The organism is Anaerostipes sp. AF04-45, assembly GCF_003461725.1.
Classification (GTDB): Bacteria; Bacillota; Clostridia; order Lachnospirales; family Lachnospiraceae; genus Anaerostipes; species Anaerostipes caccae.
The window spans coordinates 97,736-120,801 of sequence record NZ_QTXQ01000009.1; the positions used below are offsets into that span (position 1 = coordinate 97,736).

General features: G+C 45.2%; 18 protein-coding genes. 2 read left to right on the forward strand and 16 right to left on the reverse strand.

Annotated elements, in window-relative coordinates; genetic code table 11:
• Window positions 1–69: 69 nt before the first annotated feature.
• The 3 genes from DWV34_RS13735 to eno all read right to left on the reverse strand — a co-directional run bounded on the left by DWV34_RS13735 (window position 70) and on the right by eno (window position 3,738).
• The gene (locus tag DWV34_RS13735) at window positions 70–1,728 is read right to left on the reverse strand and encodes an FAD-dependent oxidoreductase (RefSeq protein WP_199485892.1); all 1,659 of its coding nucleotides are present in this window, start codon (window positions 1,726–1,728) and stop codon (window positions 70–72) included.
• A gap of 12 nt (window positions 1,729–1,740) precedes the next feature.
• The gene (ahpC, locus tag DWV34_RS13740; protein ID WP_006566047.1) at window positions 1,741–2,304 is read right to left on the reverse strand and encodes an alkyl hydroperoxide reductase subunit C; all 564 of its coding nucleotides are present in this window, start codon (window positions 2,302–2,304) and stop codon (window positions 1,741–1,743) included.
• A gap of 150 nt (window positions 2,305–2,454) precedes the next feature.
• Complete coding sequence (eno, locus tag DWV34_RS13745) at window positions 2,455–3,738, reverse strand: phosphopyruvate hydratase (protein ID WP_006566048.1); 1,284 nt, start codon at window positions 3,736–3,738, stop codon at window positions 2,455–2,457.
• A gap of 234 nt (window positions 3,739–3,972) precedes the next feature.
• Here eno and DWV34_RS13750 point away from each other — a divergent pair, with 234 nt between their 5' ends.
• Window positions 3,973–5,241 (forward strand): MFS transporter, encoded by a 1,269-nt coding sequence (locus DWV34_RS13750; RefSeq protein WP_006566049.1) that lies wholly within the window; start codon window positions 3,973–3,975, stop codon window positions 5,239–5,241.
• A 205-nt stretch (window positions 5,242–5,446) separates the two neighbouring features.
• On the forward strand, window positions 5,447–6,187 hold the full coding sequence (locus DWV34_RS13760; RefSeq protein ID WP_199485893.1) for a M23 family metallopeptidase: 741 nt from the start codon (window positions 5,447–5,449) through the stop codon (window positions 6,185–6,187).
• 55 nt (window positions 6,188–6,242) lie between these two features.
• Here the strand turns inward: DWV34_RS13760 and ppdK are convergent, their stop codons facing one another.
• The 13 genes from ppdK to DWV34_RS13825 form a co-directional block, all read right to left on the reverse strand.
• Entirely contained in the window at window positions 6,243–8,867 is a 2,625-nt protein-coding gene (gene ppdK, locus DWV34_RS13765; RefSeq protein WP_006566052.1) for a pyruvate, phosphate dikinase, read from the reverse strand.
• Between the two features lie 190 nt (window positions 8,868–9,057).
• Window positions 9,058–9,822: a DUF975 family protein gene (locus tag DWV34_RS13770; RefSeq protein ID WP_118476519.1), complete on the reverse strand. Its 765-nt coding sequence runs from the start codon at window positions 9,820–9,822 to the stop codon at window positions 9,058–9,060.
• A gap of 456 nt (window positions 9,823–10,278) precedes the next feature.
• The gene (locus DWV34_RS13775) at window positions 10,279–10,983 is read right to left on the reverse strand and encodes a C39 family peptidase (RefSeq protein ID WP_022260737.1); all 705 of its coding nucleotides are present in this window, start codon (window positions 10,981–10,983) and stop codon (window positions 10,279–10,281) included.
• Between the two features lie 180 nt (window positions 10,984–11,163).
• A complete protein-coding gene (locus DWV34_RS13780; RefSeq protein WP_118476520.1) occupies window positions 11,164–12,366 on the reverse strand; it encodes a DNA polymerase Y family protein in 1,203 nt (400 codons plus the stop codon).
• A 136-nt stretch (window positions 12,367–12,502) separates the two neighbouring features.
• Window positions 12,503–15,469 carry a LamG-like jellyroll fold domain-containing protein gene (locus DWV34_RS13785; RefSeq protein ID WP_022260738.1) on the reverse strand — a complete coding sequence of 989 codons (2,967 nt, stop codon included), beginning with the start codon at window positions 15,467–15,469 and terminating at the stop codon, window positions 12,503–12,505.
• 186 nt (window positions 15,470–15,655) lie between these two features.
• Complete coding sequence (locus DWV34_RS13790; protein ID WP_009288953.1) at window positions 15,656–16,462, reverse strand: alpha/beta hydrolase; 807 nt, start codon at window positions 16,460–16,462, stop codon at window positions 15,656–15,658.
• 84 nt (window positions 16,463–16,546) lie between these two features.
• The gene (gene feoB, locus DWV34_RS13795) at window positions 16,547–18,526 is read right to left on the reverse strand and encodes a ferrous iron transport protein B (RefSeq protein ID WP_009288954.1); all 1,980 of its coding nucleotides are present in this window, start codon (window positions 18,524–18,526) and stop codon (window positions 16,547–16,549) included.
• Window positions 18,523–18,765 carry a FeoA family protein gene (locus DWV34_RS13800; protein WP_009288955.1) on the reverse strand — a complete coding sequence of 81 codons (243 nt, stop codon included), beginning with the start codon at window positions 18,763–18,765 and terminating at the stop codon, window positions 18,523–18,525. The genes feoB and DWV34_RS13800 overlap by 4 nt, the downstream gene beginning before the upstream one ends.
• Before the next feature lie 59 nt (window positions 18,766–18,824).
• Window positions 18,825–19,625 (reverse strand): ABC transporter permease, encoded by an 801-nt coding sequence (locus tag DWV34_RS13805; RefSeq protein ID WP_022260739.1) that lies wholly within the window; start codon window positions 19,623–19,625, stop codon window positions 18,825–18,827.
• A 12-nt stretch (window positions 19,626–19,637) separates the two neighbouring features.
• Window positions 19,638–20,495, reverse strand: a complete 858-nt coding sequence (locus DWV34_RS13810; protein WP_009288957.1) for an ABC transporter permease — start codon at window positions 20,493–20,495, stop codon at window positions 19,638–19,640.
• On the reverse strand, window positions 20,470–21,597 hold the full coding sequence (locus tag DWV34_RS13815) for an ABC transporter ATP-binding protein (RefSeq protein ID WP_039946291.1): 1,128 nt from the start codon (window positions 21,595–21,597) through the stop codon (window positions 20,470–20,472). The genes DWV34_RS13810 and DWV34_RS13815 overlap by 26 nt, the downstream gene beginning before the upstream one ends.
• A gap of 19 nt (window positions 21,598–21,616) precedes the next feature.
• Window positions 21,617–21,964 carry a P-II family nitrogen regulator gene (locus DWV34_RS13820; protein WP_009288959.1) on the reverse strand — a complete coding sequence of 116 codons (348 nt, stop codon included), beginning with the start codon at window positions 21,962–21,964 and terminating at the stop codon, window positions 21,617–21,619.
• A gap of 19 nt (window positions 21,965–21,983) precedes the next feature.
• The gene (locus DWV34_RS13825; protein ID WP_006566065.1) at window positions 21,984–23,063 is read right to left on the reverse strand and encodes a polyamine ABC transporter substrate-binding protein; all 1,080 of its coding nucleotides are present in this window, start codon (window positions 23,061–23,063) and stop codon (window positions 21,984–21,986) included.
• Window positions 23,064–23,066: the final 3 nt, after the last annotated feature.

Below are 23,066 nucleotides of genomic sequence, written 5' to 3' on the forward strand. Positions count from 1 at the left end.
CATATGGATAGAAAAAAGGCCAGCTTGCGCCGGCCTCAAGTACAAAGTATCACCTCATTGTATATTCTTTTACTTCTCCAAAAGTCCAAGAATCTCTTCCACACTTTTCTTTCCGAAATACACATCTTTTTCATTCACAATCATACACGGCACGCTCATGATCTGATACTTGTCTTTCAGATATGGAAAATATGTCATATCGTAAATATCTGCCTCGATATCGGGATTTTCCAGTGCAATCCTCTGTACAGCCATGACCAGTTCCGGGCACATCGTGCAGGACAGAGACACAACAGTCTGAATCCTGATCTTCCTGCTGATGTTCCGAATGCGGTCCAGCAGTCCCTCATCGATAGCCTGTCCGGGACCGGCGGCATTATAAATCGCTATGATAAAAGAATTGAATTCATGTCCTCCCGGAACTCCGTGGAATGCAGTGCCAAGATACGTTCCGTCGCCGCTGCAGATACAGATTGCAGGGAGTTCGATATTTTCTCCCCCTTCCGGGTTCACTTCACAGCGGATATGAGGAGACAGGTCTTTCATCTCTCCGGCAAACTCTTCCACTTCCCTGGAAATCGGGCTGTCATCGGTATAAAATTTCAGCACCACGTCTTTTTCAAGTCTCTCAAATACCGGTGCCAGCTGCTGTTTCATTTCTGCTGTCAAAAATCCGTCGGTTTCCGGAATTTCCTCTTTCGGCACATCCGTGGGTTTTCTTCTCTCCGGTGTGAAAATCTCACGTTCGGGGAGTTTTAGTTTTTCGTACATCCCGGATAAATATTTTTCCAGTGAAGTGGCGGCCACTGCCCCGTCAGATACAGCAGTCACTACCTGCCTTAAATTTTTCACGCAGATATCTCCGGCGCCATAGATACCGTTTTTGCTTGTTTTCTGGTTCATATCTGTCACCAGATAACCGTCTTCGCTCAGTTCCAGAAAATCTTTAAAAAGTCCTGTGGCTGGTGCATATCCTGCAAAGACAAAAATACCGAAACTTTTTCCTGCCGGCGGCACATATTTCCATGTTTCCCCGGTTTCATTGTTTTGGAATACAGCATATTGAAGGGTGCTCTCGCCTCCTGCCTCTACGATCTCAGTCTGATAGTGTACTTCAATCCCAGGATGATTTTTGACCTGGTCCGCTACGGCTGCTGCACAAGTAAAATCCTCTTCTCTGACGATGACCGTGACTTTATTTGCGTACTTTGTAAGGAATACAGACTCTTCTGCCGCGGCAAAGCCTCCTCCCAAGACAAACACATCCAGTCCCGTAAAAAATTCTCCGTCACAGGTGGCACAATAGGCAACACCCCGTCCCTGGTATTTAATTTCTCCCTCAAATCCAATCTTTCTGGGACTGGCGCCGGTGGCCAGCACGATTCCCAGTGTCTCAAAGGTTCCCTTATCTGTGACAACCTTTTTGATATCTCCGTCCGGATTCAGTTCTTTGACTTCTGCCATCATAAATTCCGCACCAAAAAACTCGGCCTGCTGTCTCATGTTTTCCGTAAGCCCTTTGCCGTCAGTTTCAGGAACCCCCGGATAATTGACCACCTCCGACGTGATCGTGATCTGTCCGCCCATCTTTTCTTTTTCTATGACCAGCACACGGTATTTTGCCCTGGCAAGATAAATGGCGGCGGAAAGCCCTGCCGGACCTCCGCCTATAATGATGCCGTCATAGAGTTTTTTCATATCAATTCCGTTCAACGTATCACCTTCCATTTACATCTGTTCTTAGATCAAACCTACCAGATCAAGACTCGGTTTTAAAGTTTCTGCTCCCGGCTGCCATTTTGCTGGACAAACCTCATCTCCATGTTCTGCTACGAATTGGGATGCCTGTACTCTTCTAAAAAGCTCTTCCGCATTTCTTCCGACATTACCGGCAATGACTTCATAAGCCACGATTTTGCCTTCCGGATTCACAATGAAGCTTCCCCTCTCTGCCAGTCCGCTTTCTTCGATCATCACATCAAAGTCTCTTGCGAGCAATCCGGTCGGGTCCGCCAGCATCGGATACTGGATCTTCTGAATTGTCTTAGACACATCATGCCATGCCTTGTGTACGAAATGTGTATCACATGACACAGAGTAAATTTCACATCCCACTTTTTTAAAATCTTCATATTTATTCGCCAAGTCTTCCAGTTCCGTCGGGCATACAAATGTAAAATCTGCAGGATAGAAAAAGAACACAGACCATTTTCCAAGAATATCTTCTTTTGTTACCTCTTTAAATTCATTTCCCTGATAAGACTGTACTTTAAAATCTGTTACTTCCTGACCTATTAATGACATTTTATTGTCCTCCTTTAATTTGATTGCTTTATCCCAGGTTCTGTTCTTACTGCTTAAACTTTCCTAAAAAACACGGTTTTATGCACTAAAAAGCAGAAAGAAATCACCTTAAAAGGCATGTTCTTTCTGCTTTCCATGATTCTGCTTTATTTAAAATGTAGTAAAACCGGGATAGACTGCACTGTCTCCCAGCTCTTCTTCAATCCTAAGCAGCTGGTTATATTTTGCCACTCTCTCACTTCTGCTCGGCGCACCTGTCTTAATCTGTCCGGTATTCAATGCCACTGCAAGATCTGCGATGGTCGTGTCTTCTGTCTCACCTGAGCGATGAGAGACAACCGCTGTATACCCTGCCTTGTGCGCCATTTTAATAGCTTCCAGCGTTTCGGATACAGTGCCGATCTGGTTTAGTTTGATCAAAATAGAATTTCCGCATCTTTCTTTGATCCCTTTATTAAGACGCTCTGTATTTGTTACAAACAGATCATCTCCTACCAGCTGGATCTTATCTCCAAGCTCTCTGGTCATATATTGCCAGCCCTCCCAGTCCTCTTCATCTAAACCGTCCTCAATAGATACGATCGGATATCTTTCACAGAGAGACTTCCAATGAGCGACCAGTTCTTCTGAAGCAAACTTCCTCTTGCACTTAGGGAGAATATACTCTCCTTTTTTCTCCCCTTTCCACTCGCTGGAAGCCGCGTCCATTGCCAGCACAAAGTCTCTGCCTGGCTCGTACCCCGCCAATTTTACTGCCTCTAAAATGTATTCAATGGCTTCCTCATCGCTGGCAAGATCAGGTGCAAAGCCTCCTTCATCTCCCACGGAAGTCGCCAGTCCCTTTGACTTGAGCAGTCCTGCCAGCGCGTGGAACACTTCCGTACACTGGCGCAGAGCTTCACGAAAACTTTCTGCCCCCACCGGCATAATCATAAATTCCTGCACATCGACTGTATTTGCCGCATGGGCGCCGCCGTTTAATATATTCATCATTGGCACCGGAAGACGGTTTGCATTCAGGCCTCCCAAAAATCGGTACAGAGGAACTCCCAGAGCCGCTGCCGCTGCTTTTGCACATGCAATGGACACTGCGAGCACCGCATTGGCACCAAACTTTGATTTATCTTTTGTTCCGTCTGCATCGATCATTGCCCTGTCAACAGCATAAATATCAGAAGCATCCATCCCGCTTAAGATTTCGCTGATCTCTGTATTAATGTTTTGGACCGCTTTGGTTACTCCCTTTCCTCCAAAACGTCCCTTATCTCCATCCCTTAATTCAAGAGCTTCAAATTCACCTGTGGAAGCTCCGCTTGGGGCTGTCCCCCTTCCTGTCACGCCGCCGGCCAGATATACCTCAGCTTCTACCGTAGGATTCCCTCTGGAATCAATAATCTCTCTTCCGATGACTTTCTCTATCTCTAAATAATTCATTCTGTATCCTTTCTGCCGAATCTCACTTTGCTCTATGTCTATTATTTATTCAGTTAGTATGAACTAACCAAAATCAGTTTATCAAACTATTATCAATTACTCAAGATTAAAACAGCAGAATAATTCTCAATAGGACATTTTCCACACGAAGGGTATGAAATGCAGTGTGCCCGTGGGTATGCATAAAAAAGATGGCTCTGATAAATACTAAATACAAAAAAGGACGGAATTAACATGAGAAAATCAAGATGGCACTATGCATGGTTTATATTAGCAGCTGTTATTTTAATCAGGGGCTTTGCAGGCGGCGGCATCAACATGACTTCCGGACTTTTCCTGTCTCCGGTCTCAAAAGAAATCGGCGTGGGAATCGGAAGTCTGTCTATCTATTTGAGCATAACTTCTGTCGTTATGGTCTTATGGCTTCCCACAGCAGGCCGGCTGATCAATAAATATGATATCCGACTCATGGCCCTGGCAGGGGCAGTGCTCCAAACACTCTCTTTTGCCTCTTTTGGTTTTCTGAACAGCGTTTACGGCTGGTATCTTTTAGCCATTCCCCATGCCATGGGCGCCACAATCTTAGTAAATCTTTTAGGTCCAATTCTTATAAACAGATGGTTTGCAAAAAATGCAGGAACTATGCTCGGAATCCAGATGGCATTCGTAGGACTTTTCGGGGCAGTACTGCAGCCGGTCACGTCCGATATCATTACACAGTACGGCTGGAGAACCGGATATTTTTTTATCGGAGGCATCACATTTGCTGTCGTTGTCATCACTTCTCTGGTCCTCCTGAAAAATAAACCTGGAGACAAACACCTTCTTCCGTTAGGTGCTGAATCTGCGTCAGAAGATACTGCTCCCGGCCAAATAAAAAAAGACCAGCTTGAGATATCCGAAGCTGCGGCTCTGCGCTCGGCGTCTTTTTATCTGCTGCTGTTCTTTATGATTGCTATTACCGGGATCGGCGTCTTTACCCAGCATATTCCTACCTATGGTTCCATGCTCGGTTATAGTGTCAGAAAAACCGGGGCAGCGCTTGCCTATGCCTCCATCGGAAGTGCCATCGGCTCCATTGCCATCGGAATGATAAGTGACCGGATCGGCAGTCTGAAAACCTGCTATGGAATGATCGCAGTCGGACTCGCAGCAGAGACTGGATTTTTGTTCAGCCAGCAGAGCTTTGCGGTCTTTGCCGTTTCAACCTTTCTCCACGGTCTGGTGACTTCCGGCATCATGGTCTTGGCTCCAATCCTTACCCTCAAATTTTATGGGCAGACCGATTATGAAAAGATATTTGCCAAAATTTCTATGGGCGCCCCGATTGCCTCCATTGTGCTGGTCCCTGCCTACGGATTTATCTATGATCTTTCCGGCAGCTACCGGACAGTCCTCATAGGAATGATCTGCCTGCTGGTCTTTGCCGCCGTCTGCATAACTGTCGGCTGGAAAAAGCGCTGTACAAATGAGGGGTGTCCTTCCTGGAGAGAGAAGCACTGATATCCCAGTGAAATGGAAACACTGAAGCAGCGGTTCCTTTTTGACACTTACTCTGATATACTTATTTTAAGTGGTATAAAGCCAATGAAAGGAGCCAGTGCTGTGAATTTTATAATTGCTGAACTTTTAGTATTCAGGTGTGGAGTGAAAGATTCTTCTAAAAATCTTCAGACACACATCAATGAAATATAACGGAGAAAATTACATGAATATACGTTTTCTGAGTCAGATTGTACTGCAAGTAACCGGGTTAATTTATGCTACAGTAAAATACAGAAACAAAAATATTGAACACATTGATGATTATGTTTCCGGAATAAAGTATTCCCTGCCCTTTGACGGTGAATGGTACACCGCAAATGGCGGTGTTACCAAAGACACTTCTCATTCATGGGAAATTCTTCCACAGCGGTTCGCCTATGATTTTATTATTGTAGATGATAAAAGTGAAAGCTTCTGCGGAAACAAAAAGGATCTGCACAGTTATTACTGCTACGGAAAAAATATACTTGCTCCTGCGGACGGTATCGTTGTTTCAACAAAAAACAACTTCCCTGACTGCCGCATCATGGACACTGGGCAGACGGATCCGGATACTACTGATATTGGCGGCAACCGGATTATTTTAAAACATTCTCCAAATGAATACAGTGCAATCTGTCATCTTATGCCTGGGAGTATAAAAGTACAGAAAGGACAAACGGTAAAAAGAGGTGATGTTATTGCCAAGTGCGGCAACTCCGGCAATACGACAGAACCTCACGTTCATTTTCAGATACAATCCACTGCTGGTTTCTATTCCTGCCTTGGTCTGCCTCTTCGTTTTTCTCATATTCAGACTAAATTTTATTCGAAATACAGTCTAATGGATACACGGCCTCTGCCTAAAAAAGAGGAGCTGAGAGAAGGCTGTATACATAGGGGACTGTTAGTAAAAAATATTTAACGTAAAAAAATTCCTTGAGCGTTTGCTCAAGGAATTTTTATTTTATCTGGTAATTTTATTTATCATTCAGTGCTGCCTGTGCTGCTGCAAGTCTTGCGATCGGCACACGGTATGGGCTGCATGATACATAATTTAATCCAACCCTGTGGCAGAATTCAACGGATGCAGGATCTCCTCCGTGCTCTCCGCAGATACCAAGTTTGATATCCGGACGGGTTGATCTGCCCTTCTCAGCTGCCATAGCGATCAGCTGTCCGACTCCGTCCTGATCCAGTTTCGCAAACGGATCTGACTCGTAGATCTTGTTGTCGTAGTAAGCTTCCAGGAACTTACCTGCGTCATCACGTGAGAATCCGAAAGTCATCTGTGTCAGGTCATTGGTACCGAAGGAGAAGAACTCGGCTTCTTCTGCGATTTCATTTGCCAGAAGAGCTGCACGAGGTATTTCAATCATTGTACCAATGTGGTAATTGATATCTGACTCATAATAAGCTTTTACTTTCTCTGCTGTCTCAACAACAACATTTTTGACAAACTGAAGCTCTTTCTTCTCTCCTACGAGAGGAATCATGATCTCAGGAACAATGTCGAATCCTTTTTCCTGTTTTACTTCGATGGCAGCTTCCATAACCGCTCTTGTCTGCATCTTGGCGATTTCAGGATAGGTGACAGCCAGACGGCATCCGCGGTGTCCCATCATAGGATTAAACTCATGCAAAGATGCACGTGTCATATTGATCTCTTCTACTGTTACATTCATATCTTTTGCCAGTGCTGAAATCTCTTCCAGTGTCGTAGGCAGGAACTCATGCAGAGGCGGATCTAAGAAACGGATAGTAACCGGTTTTCCTTCCATAACCTCGTAGAGTTCTTTGAAGTCTTTCTTCTGATATGGAATCAGCTGGTTCAGAGCGATCTCTCTCGCCTCTTTAGTCCTTGATAAGATCATACGGCGGATCTTCGGAATTCTCTCTGCATCAAAGAACATATGCTCTGTACGGCAAAGTCCGATTCCCTCTGCCCCAAACTTAACTGCGTTCAGTGCATCTGCCGGTGTATCGGCGTTGGTGCGTACCTTTAATGTACGGATCTCATCTGCCCATGTCATAATGCGGTCAAAGTTTCCGCTGATGGTTGCAGGGATCGTGCGGATCTCTCCATAGTAAACTTTACCGGTAGATCCGTCGATAGAAATATAATCTCCCTCACGGACAGTCTTTCCTCCCAGGGTGAACAGTCCTTTTTCTTCGTCTAACTGAATATCACCGCATCCTGCTACGCAGGCTGTACCCATACCGCGGGCAACAACGGCCGCATGGGATGTCATGCCTCCGCGGGCTGTCAGGATACCTTCAGCCGCATGCATACCTTCGATATCTTCCGGTGATGTCTCCAAGCGGACAAGGATAACTTTCTCTCCGGCTTCATGATGAAGTTTTGCAGTCTCGGCAGTAAAGTAAACCTTACCAGTTGCAGCTCCCGGTGATGCCGGAAGTGCTTCCCCGATCGGAACGGCAGCTTTGATTGCTTCCGGATCAAAGCGCGGATGTAATAGCTGATCCAAGGCTTTTGCCTCAATCCTTGAAACGGCTTCCTCTTTTGTGATCATACCTTCATCTACGAGTTCACAGGCAATACGAAGTGCTGCCGGTGCAGTTCTCTTACCGTTTCTGGTCTGTAAGAAATAAAGCTTGCCTTCCTGAATGGTAAACTCCATATCCTGCATATCGCGGTAATGGTCTTCCAGAGTCTTGGCGATCTGCATAAACTGCTCATAGCAGTCCGGAAGGTCTTCTTTCAGTCTGGTGATCGGCTGCGGAGTACGCACCCCTGCCACTACGTCCTCTCCCTGTGCATTGATGAGGTACTCTCCATAGATCTGTTTTTCACCGGTGGATGGATTTCTTGTAAATGCTACACCAGTTCCTGATGTATCTCCCATATTTCCGAATACCATGGTCTGCACATTTACTGCAGTACCCCAGTCTCCAGGGATATCGTTCATTCTTCTGTAATAAATAGCACGAGGATTATCCCAGGAACGGAAAACGGCTTTGATCGCTTCCAACAACTGTTCTTTCGGCTCCTGCGGGAAATCTTCCCCTAACTCACTCTTATAAATCTCTTTGTATCGCACGATGACTTCTTTCAGGTCATCTGCGGTTAAATCTGTATCAAACTTTGCTCCCTTGGCTTCCTTCATCTCGTCAAGGACCGCTTCAAATTTAGCTTTGTCCACTTCTTTTACAACATCTGCGAACATCTGGATAAATCTGCGGTAAGAATCATAAGCAAACCGTGGGTTGCCGGTCTTCTTTGCAAATCCTTCCACAGCTACGTCATTCAGACCTAGGTTCAAAATCGTGTCCATCATACCAGGCATAGATACTCTGGCCCCGGAACGTACAGAAACCAACAGCGGGTCTTCTAAGTCTCCGAATTCCTTCCCCTGAATATTTTCCAATGCTTTCATCGCATCGAAAATCTGTCCCTGTACCTCATCACTGATGTTTTCACCGCAGTCATAGTAATTGGTACATGCTTCTGTCGTCACCGTAAACCCCTGAGGAATCGGAAGACCAAGTCCTGTCATCTCTGCCAGGTTGGCACCTTTGCCGCCCAAGAGGTTTCTCATTTCTGCATTGCCCTCGTTAAATTGATAAACCCATTTTGTTGACATGTCTATACCTCCTAAAATAGTATGTTGTAACAGTGTATGTCGTTGGACTAATTGTACCACAAAACAAATTATTTGTTAATTATTTTTATACGTTTTTAACAATAAATTTTACATTCTATTAAGAAAACTATTTATTTTCTCTAAATCGACATGTTTTTCTCAATTATTTTGTTTTATCTTTCGTGAAATATTAATAAAATGGAAAGCCCTGCAATTCTTCCGGTGTAGCAGTCCCGTTCTGAAGCGCCTGTTGGCGATTAACTTTATAAAACTCTGCCCATGTTGCCTGCCGGTAAGGCACCACATAAAATATATCCAAAACCCCGCAGGTAAGAGTGGAGAGAATAATCCATCCGATAAAAGATAAATCTAAAAAGAAAGCGTTCAGCTTCTGTCCGTCCATCATCTTTCTGCTTATCTCAAAAGCTCTTCTCCTTGAAATCGAAGGATTTTCCGCCAGTATATACGGAATCATTGAATAGGAATAAGACTTTACAAGTCCCGGTATCAGCAACAGAAGACTCCACAACACTGTAAACAACTTTCTCAGAAACATTGTCAGCACAACATTCAGATAATTCCCGCTTTGAAAAACAGTTCCAACTAATCCAAATCTAGCTTTTCTGTCACTGTTTTCCAGAAAGAAACGGCTGCATCCTACCAGAAGAGGATTGCCCAGAAAGATTTTAAGCAGCGTAAATCCTATAAAAAGAACCATAAGAATTCCAATCGCCGCCGACACGATCATCAAAAATTGAGTGCTCGTGAAGAAATCCATGTTTTCCCCATTCCATCCGGATTCCCTCAGCTCGGTTTTTAAACTATTGTAAGATACATTCCCCCCAATCTGTCCGCTAATGATGCCTGCGATCAGCCCTACCACCACCATAATCCAGTAGTTTCTCCTGATCGATTCTTTTGCCCTCTCTTTTAATTCAGTTCTTGTCCACCACATATTAGTCCTCCTTTTCTTGTCATCTTATGTGAAAGTTACATTAAATAGTATGACATTTTCCACGCGATTTCCGTTCGGCTCTTAGAATGACTCACTCCAATCGTGTAGAAAATGGACATATTATCTCCTGGAGCAGGCTGCTTAGAAATGAAAGTTGCCGCCTGCTATAGTTTTTCTCCATTGTTGGAAGGAGGTCTTTCCAGAGCCGACTGGAAATAATGGAGAAAAACTCATACCCATAGGGCACACCGTATTTCATACCCTTTGGGTGGCGCGCTTTGCGCGATAAGGTATACCCATAGGGCACACCGTATTTCATACCCTTCGGGTGGCGCGCTTTGCGCGATAAGGTATAGAATACAGTATGTCTTGTGTGTATATCTTATCATCTTTACTTCGTCTGCTCCAGAAAAAAAGCAGATGCCGTAATTCTTAACAGCATCTGCTTTTATACTTCTAATTTTCTATATGTTTTTTCAGATCAATTTTATTCCCTATCTTCAGCAGACCGTGATCAATTCCTTTTTCCTGTACTTGCTTTTCCGGTTCTGTATAGCTGATCTCCCAGAAAGGTCCTCCGGCATCTGCGCCTTCTTTTCCCTGGCTTACAACCTTCTTTAACGACCATGTCTCGGCTGTATTGGCACGGCTTCCTACATCGGCAACCTTTACCTTATCTTTTCCGACCATCCTGGTCAATACGATAAAGTGTCCATTTTTTGTAAAGTCTCCGGGTCCTACCAGAGCAACCACCGGATGCCCGTTTTTCAGAGCTTTTTTTATTGCCTCATAATTAGTTCCCAGACCTTTGCAGTCCAGTCCGTATTCTTTTGCCAATCCCGGAATCACCTGATGGACACATCCCTGTCCGTTGATATACCAGCCTTTTTTATAGGCAATTTTGCACATCTTCGGCACACTGACTTTCTTCCCCGTCAGTGAACTGTAACAGACTGCAATACAGGTCGGCCCGCAACCTGCAGCCTTGATCGTGCTCTTCCCGATTTTCTTACCGGGATAATCCGCCTGATTATAATAAACTACATTAAGTTCTTTTTTGTCTCCCTCTGCCGCCGGTACATTTGTCACCTGAAATAGCATGCCCAACATAACGCAGCACATCAGTGTACATATGATGCGTTTCAAGTTCAGAATCTTCATTCCCTGTTTCCCTCCGATTCTTTGCGCATTTTTCCCCACAATTCGAAGTATAACAAGGTTTATTCCAAGAAGCAAGTACTATTTTTAATACTTTTGTAATATTTTCGTGAAATTTCTTCGAGATCCGTTGTCTTTTATCGTCAAACAGCTGTCTTTGCAAGACAAACGTCCATATATGAATCAGTCTATTTTCCCGCCCAGGAACCTGGCCCGCTGTACTGCATCCTTTCCATATTTTATTCTGATGGCATCGATGGACTGATCCAGCATCCTGAGTTTTTCTTTTTTCTTATCACTCAGGAAATCCATCTGTGCAAACTCTTCTTTTGTGATATCCGAGGCACGCACACCGATCAGCCGGACAGAAGTCCCCCGGAATTTCTCCCTGTATAGTTCCTTTGCCGCCTGCACGATCTCATTGGTAATATCCGTAGGTGCAAAAAGTTTTTTCTGGTGGGAACTTCGGCGAAATTGGCAGTCCTTGATCTCCACCGTGATGCAGGAAGCTTTGACCCGGTCGGCTCTGAGCCTGGAGGCAACGGTCTCTGCCAGGGATAATACAACCGTGTCCGCTTCCTCTAATGAATCAATATCTGACGGCAGTGTTATGCTGTTGCCGTATCCTTTGCTGTCAGCCTGCTGGGCTTCTACCGGTGCCCTGTCAATTCCATTGGCGTATTCATAGATCTGTATGCCGTGTTTGTTCCCTATGTGGGACTTTAATAATTCCGGATTTATATGTGCCAGTTCCCCGATCGTCCGGATACCCAGATTATGAAGTTTCTTTTTTGTGGCAGGACCTACAAAAAGCAGATTTTCTACAGGCAGAGGCCACATCTTATTGGGCACTTCCTCCCGGAACAAGGTATGCACTTTATTTGGTTTTTCAAAGTCAGACGCCATCTTAGCCAGCAGTTTATTCGGCGCCACACCGATATTGACCGTAAAACCTAGCTTTTCATAAATCCGGTCTTTCAGCAGGCAGGCCGCCTCATAAGGACTCTTATACTGTCCAACAGTCTCCGTCATATCCAAAAAAGCCTCATCGATGCTGAACTTCTCAAGAACCGGTGAAAACTTCAGCGCCTCTTTTAAAAACGCTTTTGAGAACTTGTCATACATCCCGTGACAGGGCGGGCGAATGATAAGATCCGGGCATTTATTCAATGCTTCACGGACAGTCTCCGCCGTGCGTATTCCCTTTTTCTTAGCAGGTATGGACGCCGCCAGCACGATCCCGCGGCGCTTGGACTCATCTCCGCCAATGATGGACGGTACTTCCCTCAGATCCACCTCATCTTTCCGCACGGAAATCCCATAGACTGCTTCCCAGCTCAAATAGGCAGAATTGACATCAATATGAAAGATCATCCTTGATTTCATACTTCTTTCTCCTTTTCATCGTTATGAAAATTATAGCATATCCAAACATATGTTTTCAATGTGAAATAGCTGCCCAAAAATGGATTTCTCCGGTTTCTGGACAGCCATCCGGCTTCTGCTTTACATTGTTTCAATACTATTTTATTTTCACAAGATATTTCTTCGTAATCTTTCCAGATTTCATCACTACATATACTTTTCCTTTTTTCTTCGCCTTAAACTTTCCATTCTTTGAAATAGAAGCACGCTTATTTGAAACGGACCATTTCACAGACTTGCCTGTACCGTATGCTTTTGCTTTAAAAGTAACTTTCCGTCCCTTTTTTACAGTTTTATATGCCTTCTTTACTTTAATGTAAGCTTTGACTGTCACTTTTGTTTTCAGCGTATAAGTCCTGCCGTTCTGCACAACCACGGCTGTAATATAGGCTGTCCCTGCTTTCTTTCCGGTGACCGTCCCTGAGGTGCTGACAGCTGCAACGGATTTTTTGGACGTTTTATAAGAGACCTTTGCCCCTTTATACTTATTTTGGATGCTGACTCTGAACTTCTTTCCGGCATAAATGGTTTTCTTTGAAGATACGTAGGGCTTTTTCACAACAGTGACTGTTGTCTTTAAATTATAAATCCTCTGATTTTGCGTTACCGTTGTTGTGATCACTGCTGTTCCCGGTTTTCTGGCTGTTACATACCCGGAAGTGCTGACAGAAGCCACAGCATGATTACTGCTCTTATAAGAAATTCCTGCATTGGAATCCTGATTTCTCACAGAGATGCGGAATCCCTCTTTTTCTTCCAGAGTTTTCTTTGTATCCGCAGACGGTGCGGCAGGTTCCTGGACTTTTATCTCTTTTTTCAGTTCCGCATTATTTGCCTTATATGTAATCGTATAAGCCGTGTCTGTGACTGTAAATTTATGATTGTTCAGGGCCACCGTATTTCCTTTGGAATCTCTGACTTCTTCTGTCACTTTAGCAGATGAATCACCCGTTGCAGCTATCTGGGCAGATGCCTTGGGAATTGCGTAAGAGGTTCCCCTCACTGCAGTAAACGAAGCGTCTCCGGCAACTGAAATGACAGTCTTTGCTTCTTTCCAATAGAGTTTTGTAATTTCCCCGATGGTCAGTGCTCTGCTGTAGATTCTTGCAGAAGCAATCTCCCCCTTGACGGCATTTTGGATTTCTCCGTTTTTATTTGTATCAGACCCAATAAAAAAGTATTTGGCTCCATCTTCTGGAATAACCCACTGGTCAGGGGCCGAAATCACATCTTTCAATTTTCCGTTCACATACAGCTTTAAAACAGACCCGTCATAAGTTGCCGCTGCGTGAACCCACTTAGCAGTATCAATCTGTGCCGTCGGCTTTTTATAATTGCCGCCGTGTCTGGACCAGAATTCCAGAGTCTTTCCGTCAGAATTTAATTCAAAGCCTGCCCCTGCACTTTCCTGGTCAGAAAACGGATTCCCCTCGCTGTCCAGCTTCATCATACATTCCATTGTGAAGCCTTTCTGCATTTTTGTATACTCATCCGTTCTGAAATGAAATGCGAATGCGGAACTGCCGTCAAACTTGGCGGTTTTCTTTCCAAGAATATCGTTGTAAGCGATGACAGGAGCTCCTTTCCTGACCGCCGTATGCCCTGCTTCGGATTGATCAGACGCTGTCCCGCCTGCGAAATCAACATCCAGCAGATCTGCCTTTGGAGCCGTTTTATTGAGTTCTTCTTCCGTGAGCAGAGACGGGGTCTTGATATCCGCCGTAAGTTTCTGTGTGCTTTCCTTCTGGAAAGGATTTATCGCCGTAATCTCGATTCTATATTCCGTATCATCTGACAATCCGGTAATCGTCTTTGTGAGTTCCCTCTTCATCGGCGGCATATAGTAGTCAGAAAAAGTCAGCTTATCCACATCTGTTTTTCCGGTTCCTTTATTAACTGCCTTGATCCTGTAAGAGTGAATCCAGCCATCGTCATTCTTATCTTCGTTCTGTCCCTGAGTAAAGGTAATATCTGCAGAAGCATCTTTTATATTGGATGCTTCTGCTTTCGCTCCTGCAGGAAAAGACGGAACAGCACTTTCACTGGTCCTCTTCTCTGTCGTATAAGGAAAAGACTTATGCTTCACCAGTTCTGGAATATCTAAGTTCCAGGGCTTCCCGATATATTTTCCTGCATTCAGATCCATTCTCCTGATCGTCACCTGGTTCTTGTCGTCAACTTCCACCATCAGTGCCTGAGAGGCATTCTCACTGTCTGCCGGTATGGTCCCCTCCATCTTTCCAGACTCATTTTCAAAATAAGCTCCTATAGTTCCATCCTGAATCGCCGTAAAACCAAGATCCTGATTAATGGAACGCGGATCGTTTAATGTGGCGTGGGAATGTCCTGAGAAATCAATGACCTGTGGATATTGTTTCAACAGTTCATTAATTTTCCCAAATTCTCCATACCATTCATTGGTCACATAAGCTGAATCTTTAAATCCATGGTGCTGAGCCAGAAATATAGGTTTTTCCGGATCTTCGGCTGCAGCCTCCTCAAGCTGCTGCTTCAGCCATTCATAATTGTCTGTATAATCTCCCCCATAATTCTTAGCACTCATTGTAATGATATGGTAACCGTCACCGACTGTGATATTGTTATTCGTATCCTGCCGGTTCACACCCTGCTTCAGTTTGGACATTGCCGCCTTATAGCGGTCTACAGCTCCGGATGCGGTGTTGAATTCGTGGTTCCCCATCATCATTCCTAGCTTCGTGTGATCTTTCAGTTTATTGTTGAGAATATCGATGAGTTTCGTATATTCCCCCTCAGCCCCATTATTCGTTATATCTCCCACAAAAATGGCCGCATCCAGCTGGCTGTCCGTCTGATAAAATGCATCAAAAGCATTTCTTAATTTTTCCGATGCATCCTCATTTCTTCCGATGTGCAGGTCACTCCCTACTGCAAACCGGACTTTTACATTGTCTCTGGAAAGCTCCTGCCATTCTGTCTGCTGGGGTGCTGTCCATGACGCGGCTTTTACAGGAGCCAAAGTTCCTGCCGACAAAAGCACTGCTGACATGGCACAAGCCGCTGCCCGTTTTATTTTTCTTAACATGTTTCCATCTCCTTTTTCTCTCCAGTTTTCTGTAAAGCACTCAAAAGCCTCTTTCATTGTAGAAGGTTTTTAAGACTCCATCAGCCGGCAAAGAGTTAAACTTCCTTAAAAGATTTGGAAAAAATACACGTTGAATGTAAAAAAAGATCTTTTGCGTTTAACAAAAGATCTTTCGGTTTCCCACAATTATAAATGTTTTTCAATCCAAAACAGCGTATCGTCGATGACTTCTTCTTTCTCCACTTCATTATAAATTTCATGAAAAAGTTTCGCATAAATCTTAAGCGTCTTATCCTCAGAGGAAATATCCCCAAACAGTTCCCTGGAATCCTTTTCACTGACCAGCCCGTCGTTGGCCCCGTGAAGGATCAGTACAGGATCGGTGAACTTTCCGCTGTTCTCTTTCAGCCATTCCACTCCTTCATAAATGCTGTTTAAAAGCGCCGCAGAAATTTCCTTCTCTACCAGAGGATCGTTGTTGTATGCCTCCACGACTTCCGGATCGCTGCACACCCCGTCACCCAGTGCATTGGGTACATAAGTGTCTCCCGGCACGGAAAGCGGAAGTTCTCCCGCACATTTGGTATTGTATCTGGTCAGTGCGCCGGAAAGGATGATTCCGTCTGCCTTTCCCGGATATCTAACCCCGAAACAGGAAACCGCATAGCCGCCCATGCTGTGCCCTATGATGAACAGAGGAAGCCCTTCGTTGTGGCTTTTTACACGCTCCGCCACTTCATTGACATCATCGCTGATCGTCTCAAAACGGTCATAGTAGACTCTTTTTCCTTCTGATTTTCCATGTCCCCTGTGATCAAACCGGTAGACCATCAGATTGCGCTCACAGAGCCGTTCCGTCAGATACTCATACCTTCCTAAATGCTCGCAGAGACCGTGAACAATGATCACTGCGGCCTTCGGCGGTGCTGTCACATCCTGAACCATATAAAGACCTGTCCCGTCAGATGTGTGAAATGTAAATTCCTTTCTCATGGCATACCTCCCATCGTGGCTGGTTTCCTTGTTTGTATTTATTTTAATACAATTTTATACCATTGGAAAGGATATTCTTTCCTGTCAGCCCAGCAGAAGACTGCCTGTCTGAAAAATAATGACTGCCACGGCCCACGCAAACACCATCTGAAAAGCGACCAGCCCCAGCGTCCACCGGGTGGACTCTGTCTCTTTTCTTATGGTCATGACGGTTGCAAGACAAGGTGTATACAGAAGGCAGAACACCAGCAGGCAGTAAGCATTCAGCGAAGTGAAGCCCATTCCGGACAGCATGTGCACAATATTTGCGTCCGAAGACGATGATACCTGAAACAGGACCATAAAGCTTGATGCCACCACTTCCTTGGCCGCCAGCCCTGAAATCAGCATGACTGCGATCTGCCAGAGTCCAAGACCTGCCGGGGCCAGCAGAGGCACTAAAAATTTTCCAAAAGAAGCCCCAAAACTCTGACTCATGTCGCTGACCAGCCCTGTATGATTCAGATTGAGCAGCACCCACATGACGATGGATGCGGCACAGATCGTCGTTCCCGCCTTTGAGAGGAAATCTTTCAGCTTGCTCCACACATAGATAGCAATCGTCCGCTTATTTGGCGTCTTATATTCCGGCAGTTCGATCAGAAGCGGCTGTTTTACACTTCCTTTGAGCATCTTACTGTGGACAAACGCCACAAAAATCCCCAGAACCAGCCCCAGGATATACATGGAATAAGCCACTAACATGGCGGCTTTTCCAAAAAACAGCTGGGAAAACACGAGGTAAATAGGAAGCTTTGCACTGCATGACATAAACGGGATCAGCATGATCGTCCTCTTCCGGTCCCTTTCATCTTCCAGAGCCCTTGATGCCATGACTGCCGGCACGCTGCATCCGAATCCCAGAAGCATCGGAATAAATGCCCTTCCGGAGAGGCCCAGTTTGTCCATAACGCTGTCCATGACAAATGCGACTCTGGACATATATCCGCTGTCCTCCAGAAGTCCCAGACTCAAAAACAGAATAAAGATATTCGGTACAAAAGAAAGTACGCCTCCCACTCCGGCAAATACTCCGTCCTTCATGAGGGAGATCACCCACGCTCCCGCTCCCAGACTTTCAAGTCCGCCTATTATGTACCCGCTGACATAGTCGATCATCATCTCGACATATCCTTTTAAGAAATCTCCGACCGTAAATGTCAGGAAAAATACCACGGCCATAATGCCAAGAAAGATAGGAATTCCCATGACCGGATGCGTCAGGACATTGTCGATCTTATCGGTAAATGCTTCCTTCTTTTCTTTGTTGACCAAAACTTCAGCCATAACCCGCTCAATAAAGTGATATTTTTCATTGATAATATCATTCTCATAGGACCTGTCCACAATCCCTTCCACAAGAGTTCCGTACTTTTGTGTGACTTCCTCGTCCTGTTCGAGAAGTTTTATTGCATACCACCGGCTGTTCTGCATATCCGGATATTTTTCCTTCAGCCGCAGTCTGATCTTTGTAATCTTTTCCTCGATCCTGTCAGGATAGTCAAAGACCTGGCGGTCATTGCCCTCTACCTTGTGATGGGCTACCGCATGCATGAGCACTTCCAGACCGGTCTTTTTCCGGGCGGAAACCGGCACCACCGGAATCCCCAGCACCTCAGGAAGCCGGTGGAGGTCCAGCTCCATTCCCCGCTCCTTGACAATATCCATCATATTTAAAGCCAGAATCACAGGTTTTCCAAGCTCGATCAGGCATAAAGTCAAATAAAGATTGCGTTCCAGCGCAGATGCATCTGCCACATCAACGATGACATCCACATCATCCTGAAGTATATATTCCCTGGACAGCTTTTCTTCCATTGTATAGGACGTCAGGCTGTAGATACCGGGAAGGTCCACCAGCCTGTACATGTGATTGTGGTATTTTAAAGCCCCTTCTTTCTTTTCCACCGTGACACCAGGCCAGTTTGCCACTTTAAGCTTGGCCCCGGTATAGGCGTTAAATAACGTAGTCTTTCCGCAGTTCGGATTTCCCACGAATCCGACCTGCAATTCCTCTGCACTCATGATAAATCCCTCTTTCCTGCACGGTCCCTGACCTTGATCCCCATAACAATCTCTCTTCCGAGAGCAAATCGGGTCCCTCTGATCTTAATGATCACAGCCCCGTTGCGCTTCTTCCGCATCACGTTAATTTTAGAACCTTCCGTCATGCCGAGAGATTCCAGACGGCGTTTCGTTGCAAGTTCCAGCTGGATTTCTTCCACCAGATACTGATTACCTGGATTTGTCTCTGTTAATCTCATCTTTCGCTCCATTTTGATAATTGTTCTCAACAAAATAGTACGTCATATAAAGCTCTGTGTCAAGCTTCTTCTTTCTTTTCCATTCTCATCTCAAAAAATGTTGCGGCCAGCATAATAAGGACCGTCCCAAGGATCATCAGCGTCGAGAGCGCATTGACGTCCGGCGACACTCCCTTTCTCACCATTCCGAGGATCTTGATCGGAAGTGTCATGCTGTCCGGCCCGGTTGTGAAAAAGCTGACCACTACGTCATCCAGCGACATCGTGAGCGCCAGCATGGCTCCGGATAAAACCCCCGGCAGGATCATCGGCAGCGTTACCCTGCGAAAGATTCTCCAGTCATTTGCCCCCAGGTCTCTTGCCGCCTCCTCCACGGAAGGATCGAAGCCCGCAAGCCTCGACCGCACTGTGATAACTACAAAGGGCATGGAAAACGTCACATGAGAAATAATCAGGGTAACCATACTCATCTGTATTTTCACCAATGTAAAAAATGCCAGCATAGCAATTCCGAGCACGATCTCCGGAATCACGATGGGAATATACAGCAGATTGCTGACAGTCTCCCTTCCTCTGAATTTAAAACGATACATACCCACGGCACACAGTGTCCCAAGAATCACGGAAAGCAGGGTGCTGACAGCCGCTACGATCAGCGTGTTGAAAAACGACTGCATCAGCTGGACATTTTCAAACATCCTTCCATACCACTCGAATGTAAAACCCTGAAAGGTCACATTCAGCTGAGATGTATTAAAGGAAAATACAACGACCACAGCGATCGGCAAATATAAAAACAGATAGAAAAGACATGCATAGCACAGTGCCAAAGGGCGGAATCCAATCTTTTTCTTTTTCATTGCTCATTCCTCCTATACCATATCTTCTATGCTTCCGACCCGTGTATACAGCCTCATAATAACGATGGTAACTGCGATGAGCGCGATCGCAAGCGCCGCTCCGAGAGGCCAGTTTCTCGCAGTCAGGAATTGGTTCTTGATCACATTTCCAATGTTCATCGTGGTGGCTCCTCCCATCATATCTGTGATAAAGAAGTATCCCAGAGACGGAATAAAGGTCTGAACCGATGCCGCGAAAATCCCCGGCATCGTGAGGGGAAGTATGACTTTTCGGAACACATGTACCTTGGATGCTCCCAGATCGCTGGCCGCCTCCAAAAGGGAATGATCAAGCTTTTCAATGGAAGAATACAGCGGCAGCACTGTAAACGGGATCAGCGCATACACCATACCCAGCAGGGCTGCCCCGTCTGTATAGAGCATCTGAAGCGGCTGTTTTATGATTCCCAGCTGCATCAGGAGTGTATTTAATATTCCCTGCTCCCGGAGGATACTGTTCCATCCGTAAGTTCGGATCAGAGAATTGATCCAGAAAGGCAGCATGATCAGCAGGACACAAAACGGTTTCCATTTTTTCTTTGTATTTGAAATGATATAGGCAAAAGGATAGCCAAACAGCAGGCAGAGCCCGGTAGTCTTCAATGACAGCCACAGTGAGTCTAACAGGATTTTCATATACTTCGACTGGAACATAGTCTTATAGGCTGTCAGATCAAAGGTCTGAATCACACCCCCGTAAAGCCCCTTTTTCATGAAGCTGATGCCCACGATATACAAAAGCGGCAGCACCAAAAATAAAATAAGCCAGATGATAGCCGGCGACACGGTTGCCAGAAACGGTATCTTATTGCTCTTCTTTTTCATTTTCATTTCCGGCCCCCTCTATAATCTCATAGACCCGGTCTTCCCGTGTATGCATAACCACAGCTTTTTTGGGAAGCCAGTAAAGATATACGTTGGTACCCACCGGGATTACTTCGTCTTCCGGAGGATTTGTCATCTTGACCAGCTGACTGCTGGGAAGTTCTATGATGGTCTTTATAGTGGAACCAACAAAAATATGTTCCATCACAGTCCCTCTCAGGGTAAATCCATCCCTGGGTTCCATGGACGCTTTCATATTCTCCGGCCGTACACATACATAGACCATCTCATCGTATTCAAAATCCGGAGCGTCAAGTTCCACTTTCCCGGACTCCATCACGAGAGAAATCCTGTTTCCCTTCTTCTCCTCAATGTAAGCTTCAAAAATATTGGACTCCCCGATAAAATCAGCTACAAATTTTGTCTTAGGGTGATTGTAGATCTCGACCGGAGTCCCTAGCTGTTCGATCCTTCCCTCATTCATAACTGCAATCCGGTCGCTCATAGTCAGTGCTTCTTCCTGGTCGTGTGTCACGTAAATGAATGTGATCTTCAGCTTTTTCTGCAGTTCTTTCAGTTCAAACTGCATCTGCTTTCTCAATTTTAAATCCAGAGCTCCCAGCGGCTCATCCAGAAGAAGCACCTTTGGCCGGTTCACCAGCGCTCTGGCGATGGCAACTCTCTGTTTCTGTCCGCCGGACATCTGAGACGGCATCCTCTTTTCCATCCCCTGAAGCTGAACCAATTCAATCATCTCATCCACCCGTTTTTTGATTTCCGCTTTCGGCACCTTTTTTTCCACAAGACCAAAAGCCACATTGTCAAAAACGTTCATGTGAGGAAACAGCGCATAGCTCTGAAACACCGTGTTCACATCCCGGTGATTCGGCGCTTTGCCGGCCACATCTTTATCTTCCAGAAAAATTTGTCCGCCGTCCGTATCTTCAAAACCTCCGATCATCCGAAGCGTCGTCGTTTTTCCGCAGCCTGACGGACCGAGGAGGGTCAAAAATTCACCCTGTGCCACATCCAGATTCAGATGATCAATGACAGATTTTCCTCCGTAGTTTTTTTCTATATCTCTTAAGCGTACGATGATATTTTTCAACGAAGTTTCCACCACCCTTCTATAAAGTTTCAGCGCCCCGTTCTCCGGTGCGGATGCGCATCACATCGTCCACCGGGGATATAAAGACCCTTCCGTCTCCCACCTGTCCGGTGGCCAGTTCCTCATGGATAGCTCCCAGCAGATCCTCCACGTCTTCTTCCCACACGACAACCATCACGACAACCTTCGGCAGCAGATTGATCTCAAAATTCATCTCCTCAAATTCAGGGATAAAGCCTTCCTGATATCCGCATCCCATTGCCGTGAATACGGTCATGCCCGAATAATCTTTCTTTTCCAGTATCTCTTTTAACTTTTCTAATTTCTCCGGACGGATGATAATATCCAGACGTTTCATCGCTTTCATACTCATTCCTCCCATTTATTTACTCTGTCTTTAATTTCGTATACAGATCGTCATAGATGCTCGCCGCATCCTTTACATCATCAATATATTCTGCCCTTTTTAACTCTTTCCGATCGACATTTGCACCGGGATTTTTCAGATAATGGTCATCCAGCAGCTTCTTTGTTCCGTTATTGATGCATACGCCATAGTACTCATCGAGAACTTTTTTATAGTTTTCAGGCCGTAAAACATAATCGATGAACAGCCTTGCCTCTTTAGCATGCTTTGCCCCCTTGATGATTACAAAATTGTCCAGACATTTCTGGGCAGGCTCTTTTGTATATATCACGTCCAGGTCTTTATTCTCTTCAATAGCCATAGCCGCATCCATACTGTACATGAGACCGACTGCCACGTCATTGGAGATCATTACGCTTTTCGGTGCATCAGCATCATAGACCTTCACATTTTTCGCCAGCTTCTTAAGCCACGGCAGTGTGCTCATAATCTCATCTTCCTTTGTGGTACTGGAGCTGTATCCTTTAACTTTCAGCGCCATAGCGGCAATTTCCCTTATATCATCTACAAGCACAATATTATTCTTTAGTTTCGGGTTGGTCAGATCATTAAAACTTTTGATATCCACACCCAGCTCTTTTAACTTCTTTTTGTTTCCACACAGCACTGTAAATGAAGTCATATATGGAATCGTGTATTCATTGTTTTTATCAAATGGCTGGTTCAGCGTGCTTTTGTCCAGATACTTCACATTTTTCACCTGATCCATTTGGATCGGCTCGATCAGGTCCTGTTCTTTCATGGCATCGATCACATAATTGCTGGCGATGGTCATGTCATACTGTCCGGTCCCTCCGGCCGTCAGCTTGGCAAGCATCTCTTCGTTGGACGTAAATGTGGATTCCACAACTTTGATGCCATATTCCTTCTCAAATCCATCCATCACACTCTGCGGGATATATTCTGTCCAATTATACAGGTACAATTTCTTTGCATATCCGTCTTTTGTTTTTTCTTCTTCCTTCCCGCCGCATCCGGCCAGCAAAGATACGGTAAGTGCCATCAGAAGCAGCAGGACTGTTACTTTTGTTTTTCTCATATC

Bases quoted from the DNA above. Each gene is read 5' to 3' on its own strand.
- feoB (WP_009288954.1), bottom strand. From the start codon at position 18,526: ATGAGTGCAGAGGAATTGCAGGTCGGATTCGTGGGAAATCCGAACTGC.
- DWV34_RS13780 (WP_118476520.1), bottom strand. From the start codon at position 12,366: ATGAAATCAAGGATGATCTTTCATATTGATGTCAATTCTGCCTATTTG.
- DWV34_RS13805 (WP_022260739.1), bottom strand. From the start codon at position 19,625: ATGAAAAAGAAAAAGATTGGATTCCGCCCTTTGGCACTGTGCTATGCA.
- DWV34_RS13810 (WP_009288957.1), bottom strand. From the start codon at position 20,495: ATGAAAATGAAAAAGAAGAGCAATAAGATACCGTTTCTGGCAACCGTG.
- ppdK (WP_006566052.1), bottom strand. From the start codon at position 8,867: ATGTCAACAAAATGGGTTTATCAATTTAACGAGGGCAATGCAGAAATG.
- DWV34_RS13735 (WP_199485892.1), bottom strand. From the start codon at position 1,728: ATGGAAGGTGATACGTTGAACGGAATTGATATGAAAAAACTCTATGAC.
- DWV34_RS13750 (WP_006566049.1), top strand. From the start codon at position 3,973: ATGAGAAAATCAAGATGGCACTATGCATGGTTTATATTAGCAGCTGTT.
- DWV34_RS13760 (WP_199485893.1), top strand. From the start codon at position 5,447: ATGAATATACGTTTTCTGAGTCAGATTGTACTGCAAGTAACCGGGTTA.
- DWV34_RS13825 (WP_006566065.1), bottom strand. From the start codon at position 23,063: ATGAGAAAAACAAAAGTAACAGTCCTGCTGCTTCTGATGGCACTTACC.
- DWV34_RS13800 (WP_009288955.1), bottom strand. From the start codon at position 18,765: ATGAGATTAACAGAGACAAATCCAGGTAATCAGTATCTGGTGGAAGAA.
- DWV34_RS13770 (WP_118476519.1), bottom strand. From the start codon at position 9,822: ATGTGGTGGACAAGAACTGAATTAAAAGAGAGGGCAAAAGAATCGATC.
- DWV34_RS13790 (WP_009288953.1), bottom strand. From the start codon at position 16,462: ATGAGAAAGGAATTTACATTTCACACATCTGACGGGACAGGTCTTTAT.
- eno (WP_006566048.1), bottom strand. From the start codon at position 3,738: ATGAATTATTTAGAGATAGAGAAAGTCATCGGAAGAGAGATTATTGAT.
- ahpC (WP_006566047.1), bottom strand. From the start codon at position 2,304: ATGTCATTAATAGGTCAGGAAGTAACAGATTTTAAAGTACAGTCTTAT.
- DWV34_RS13820 (WP_009288959.1), bottom strand. From the start codon at position 21,964: ATGAAAGCGATGAAACGTCTGGATATTATCATCCGTCCGGAGAAATTA.
- DWV34_RS13775 (WP_022260737.1), bottom strand. From the start codon at position 10,983: ATGAAGATTCTGAACTTGAAACGCATCATATGTACACTGATGTGCTGC.
- DWV34_RS13785 (WP_022260738.1), bottom strand. From the start codon at position 15,469: ATGTTAAGAAAAATAAAACGGGCAGCGGCTTGTGCCATGTCAGCAGTG.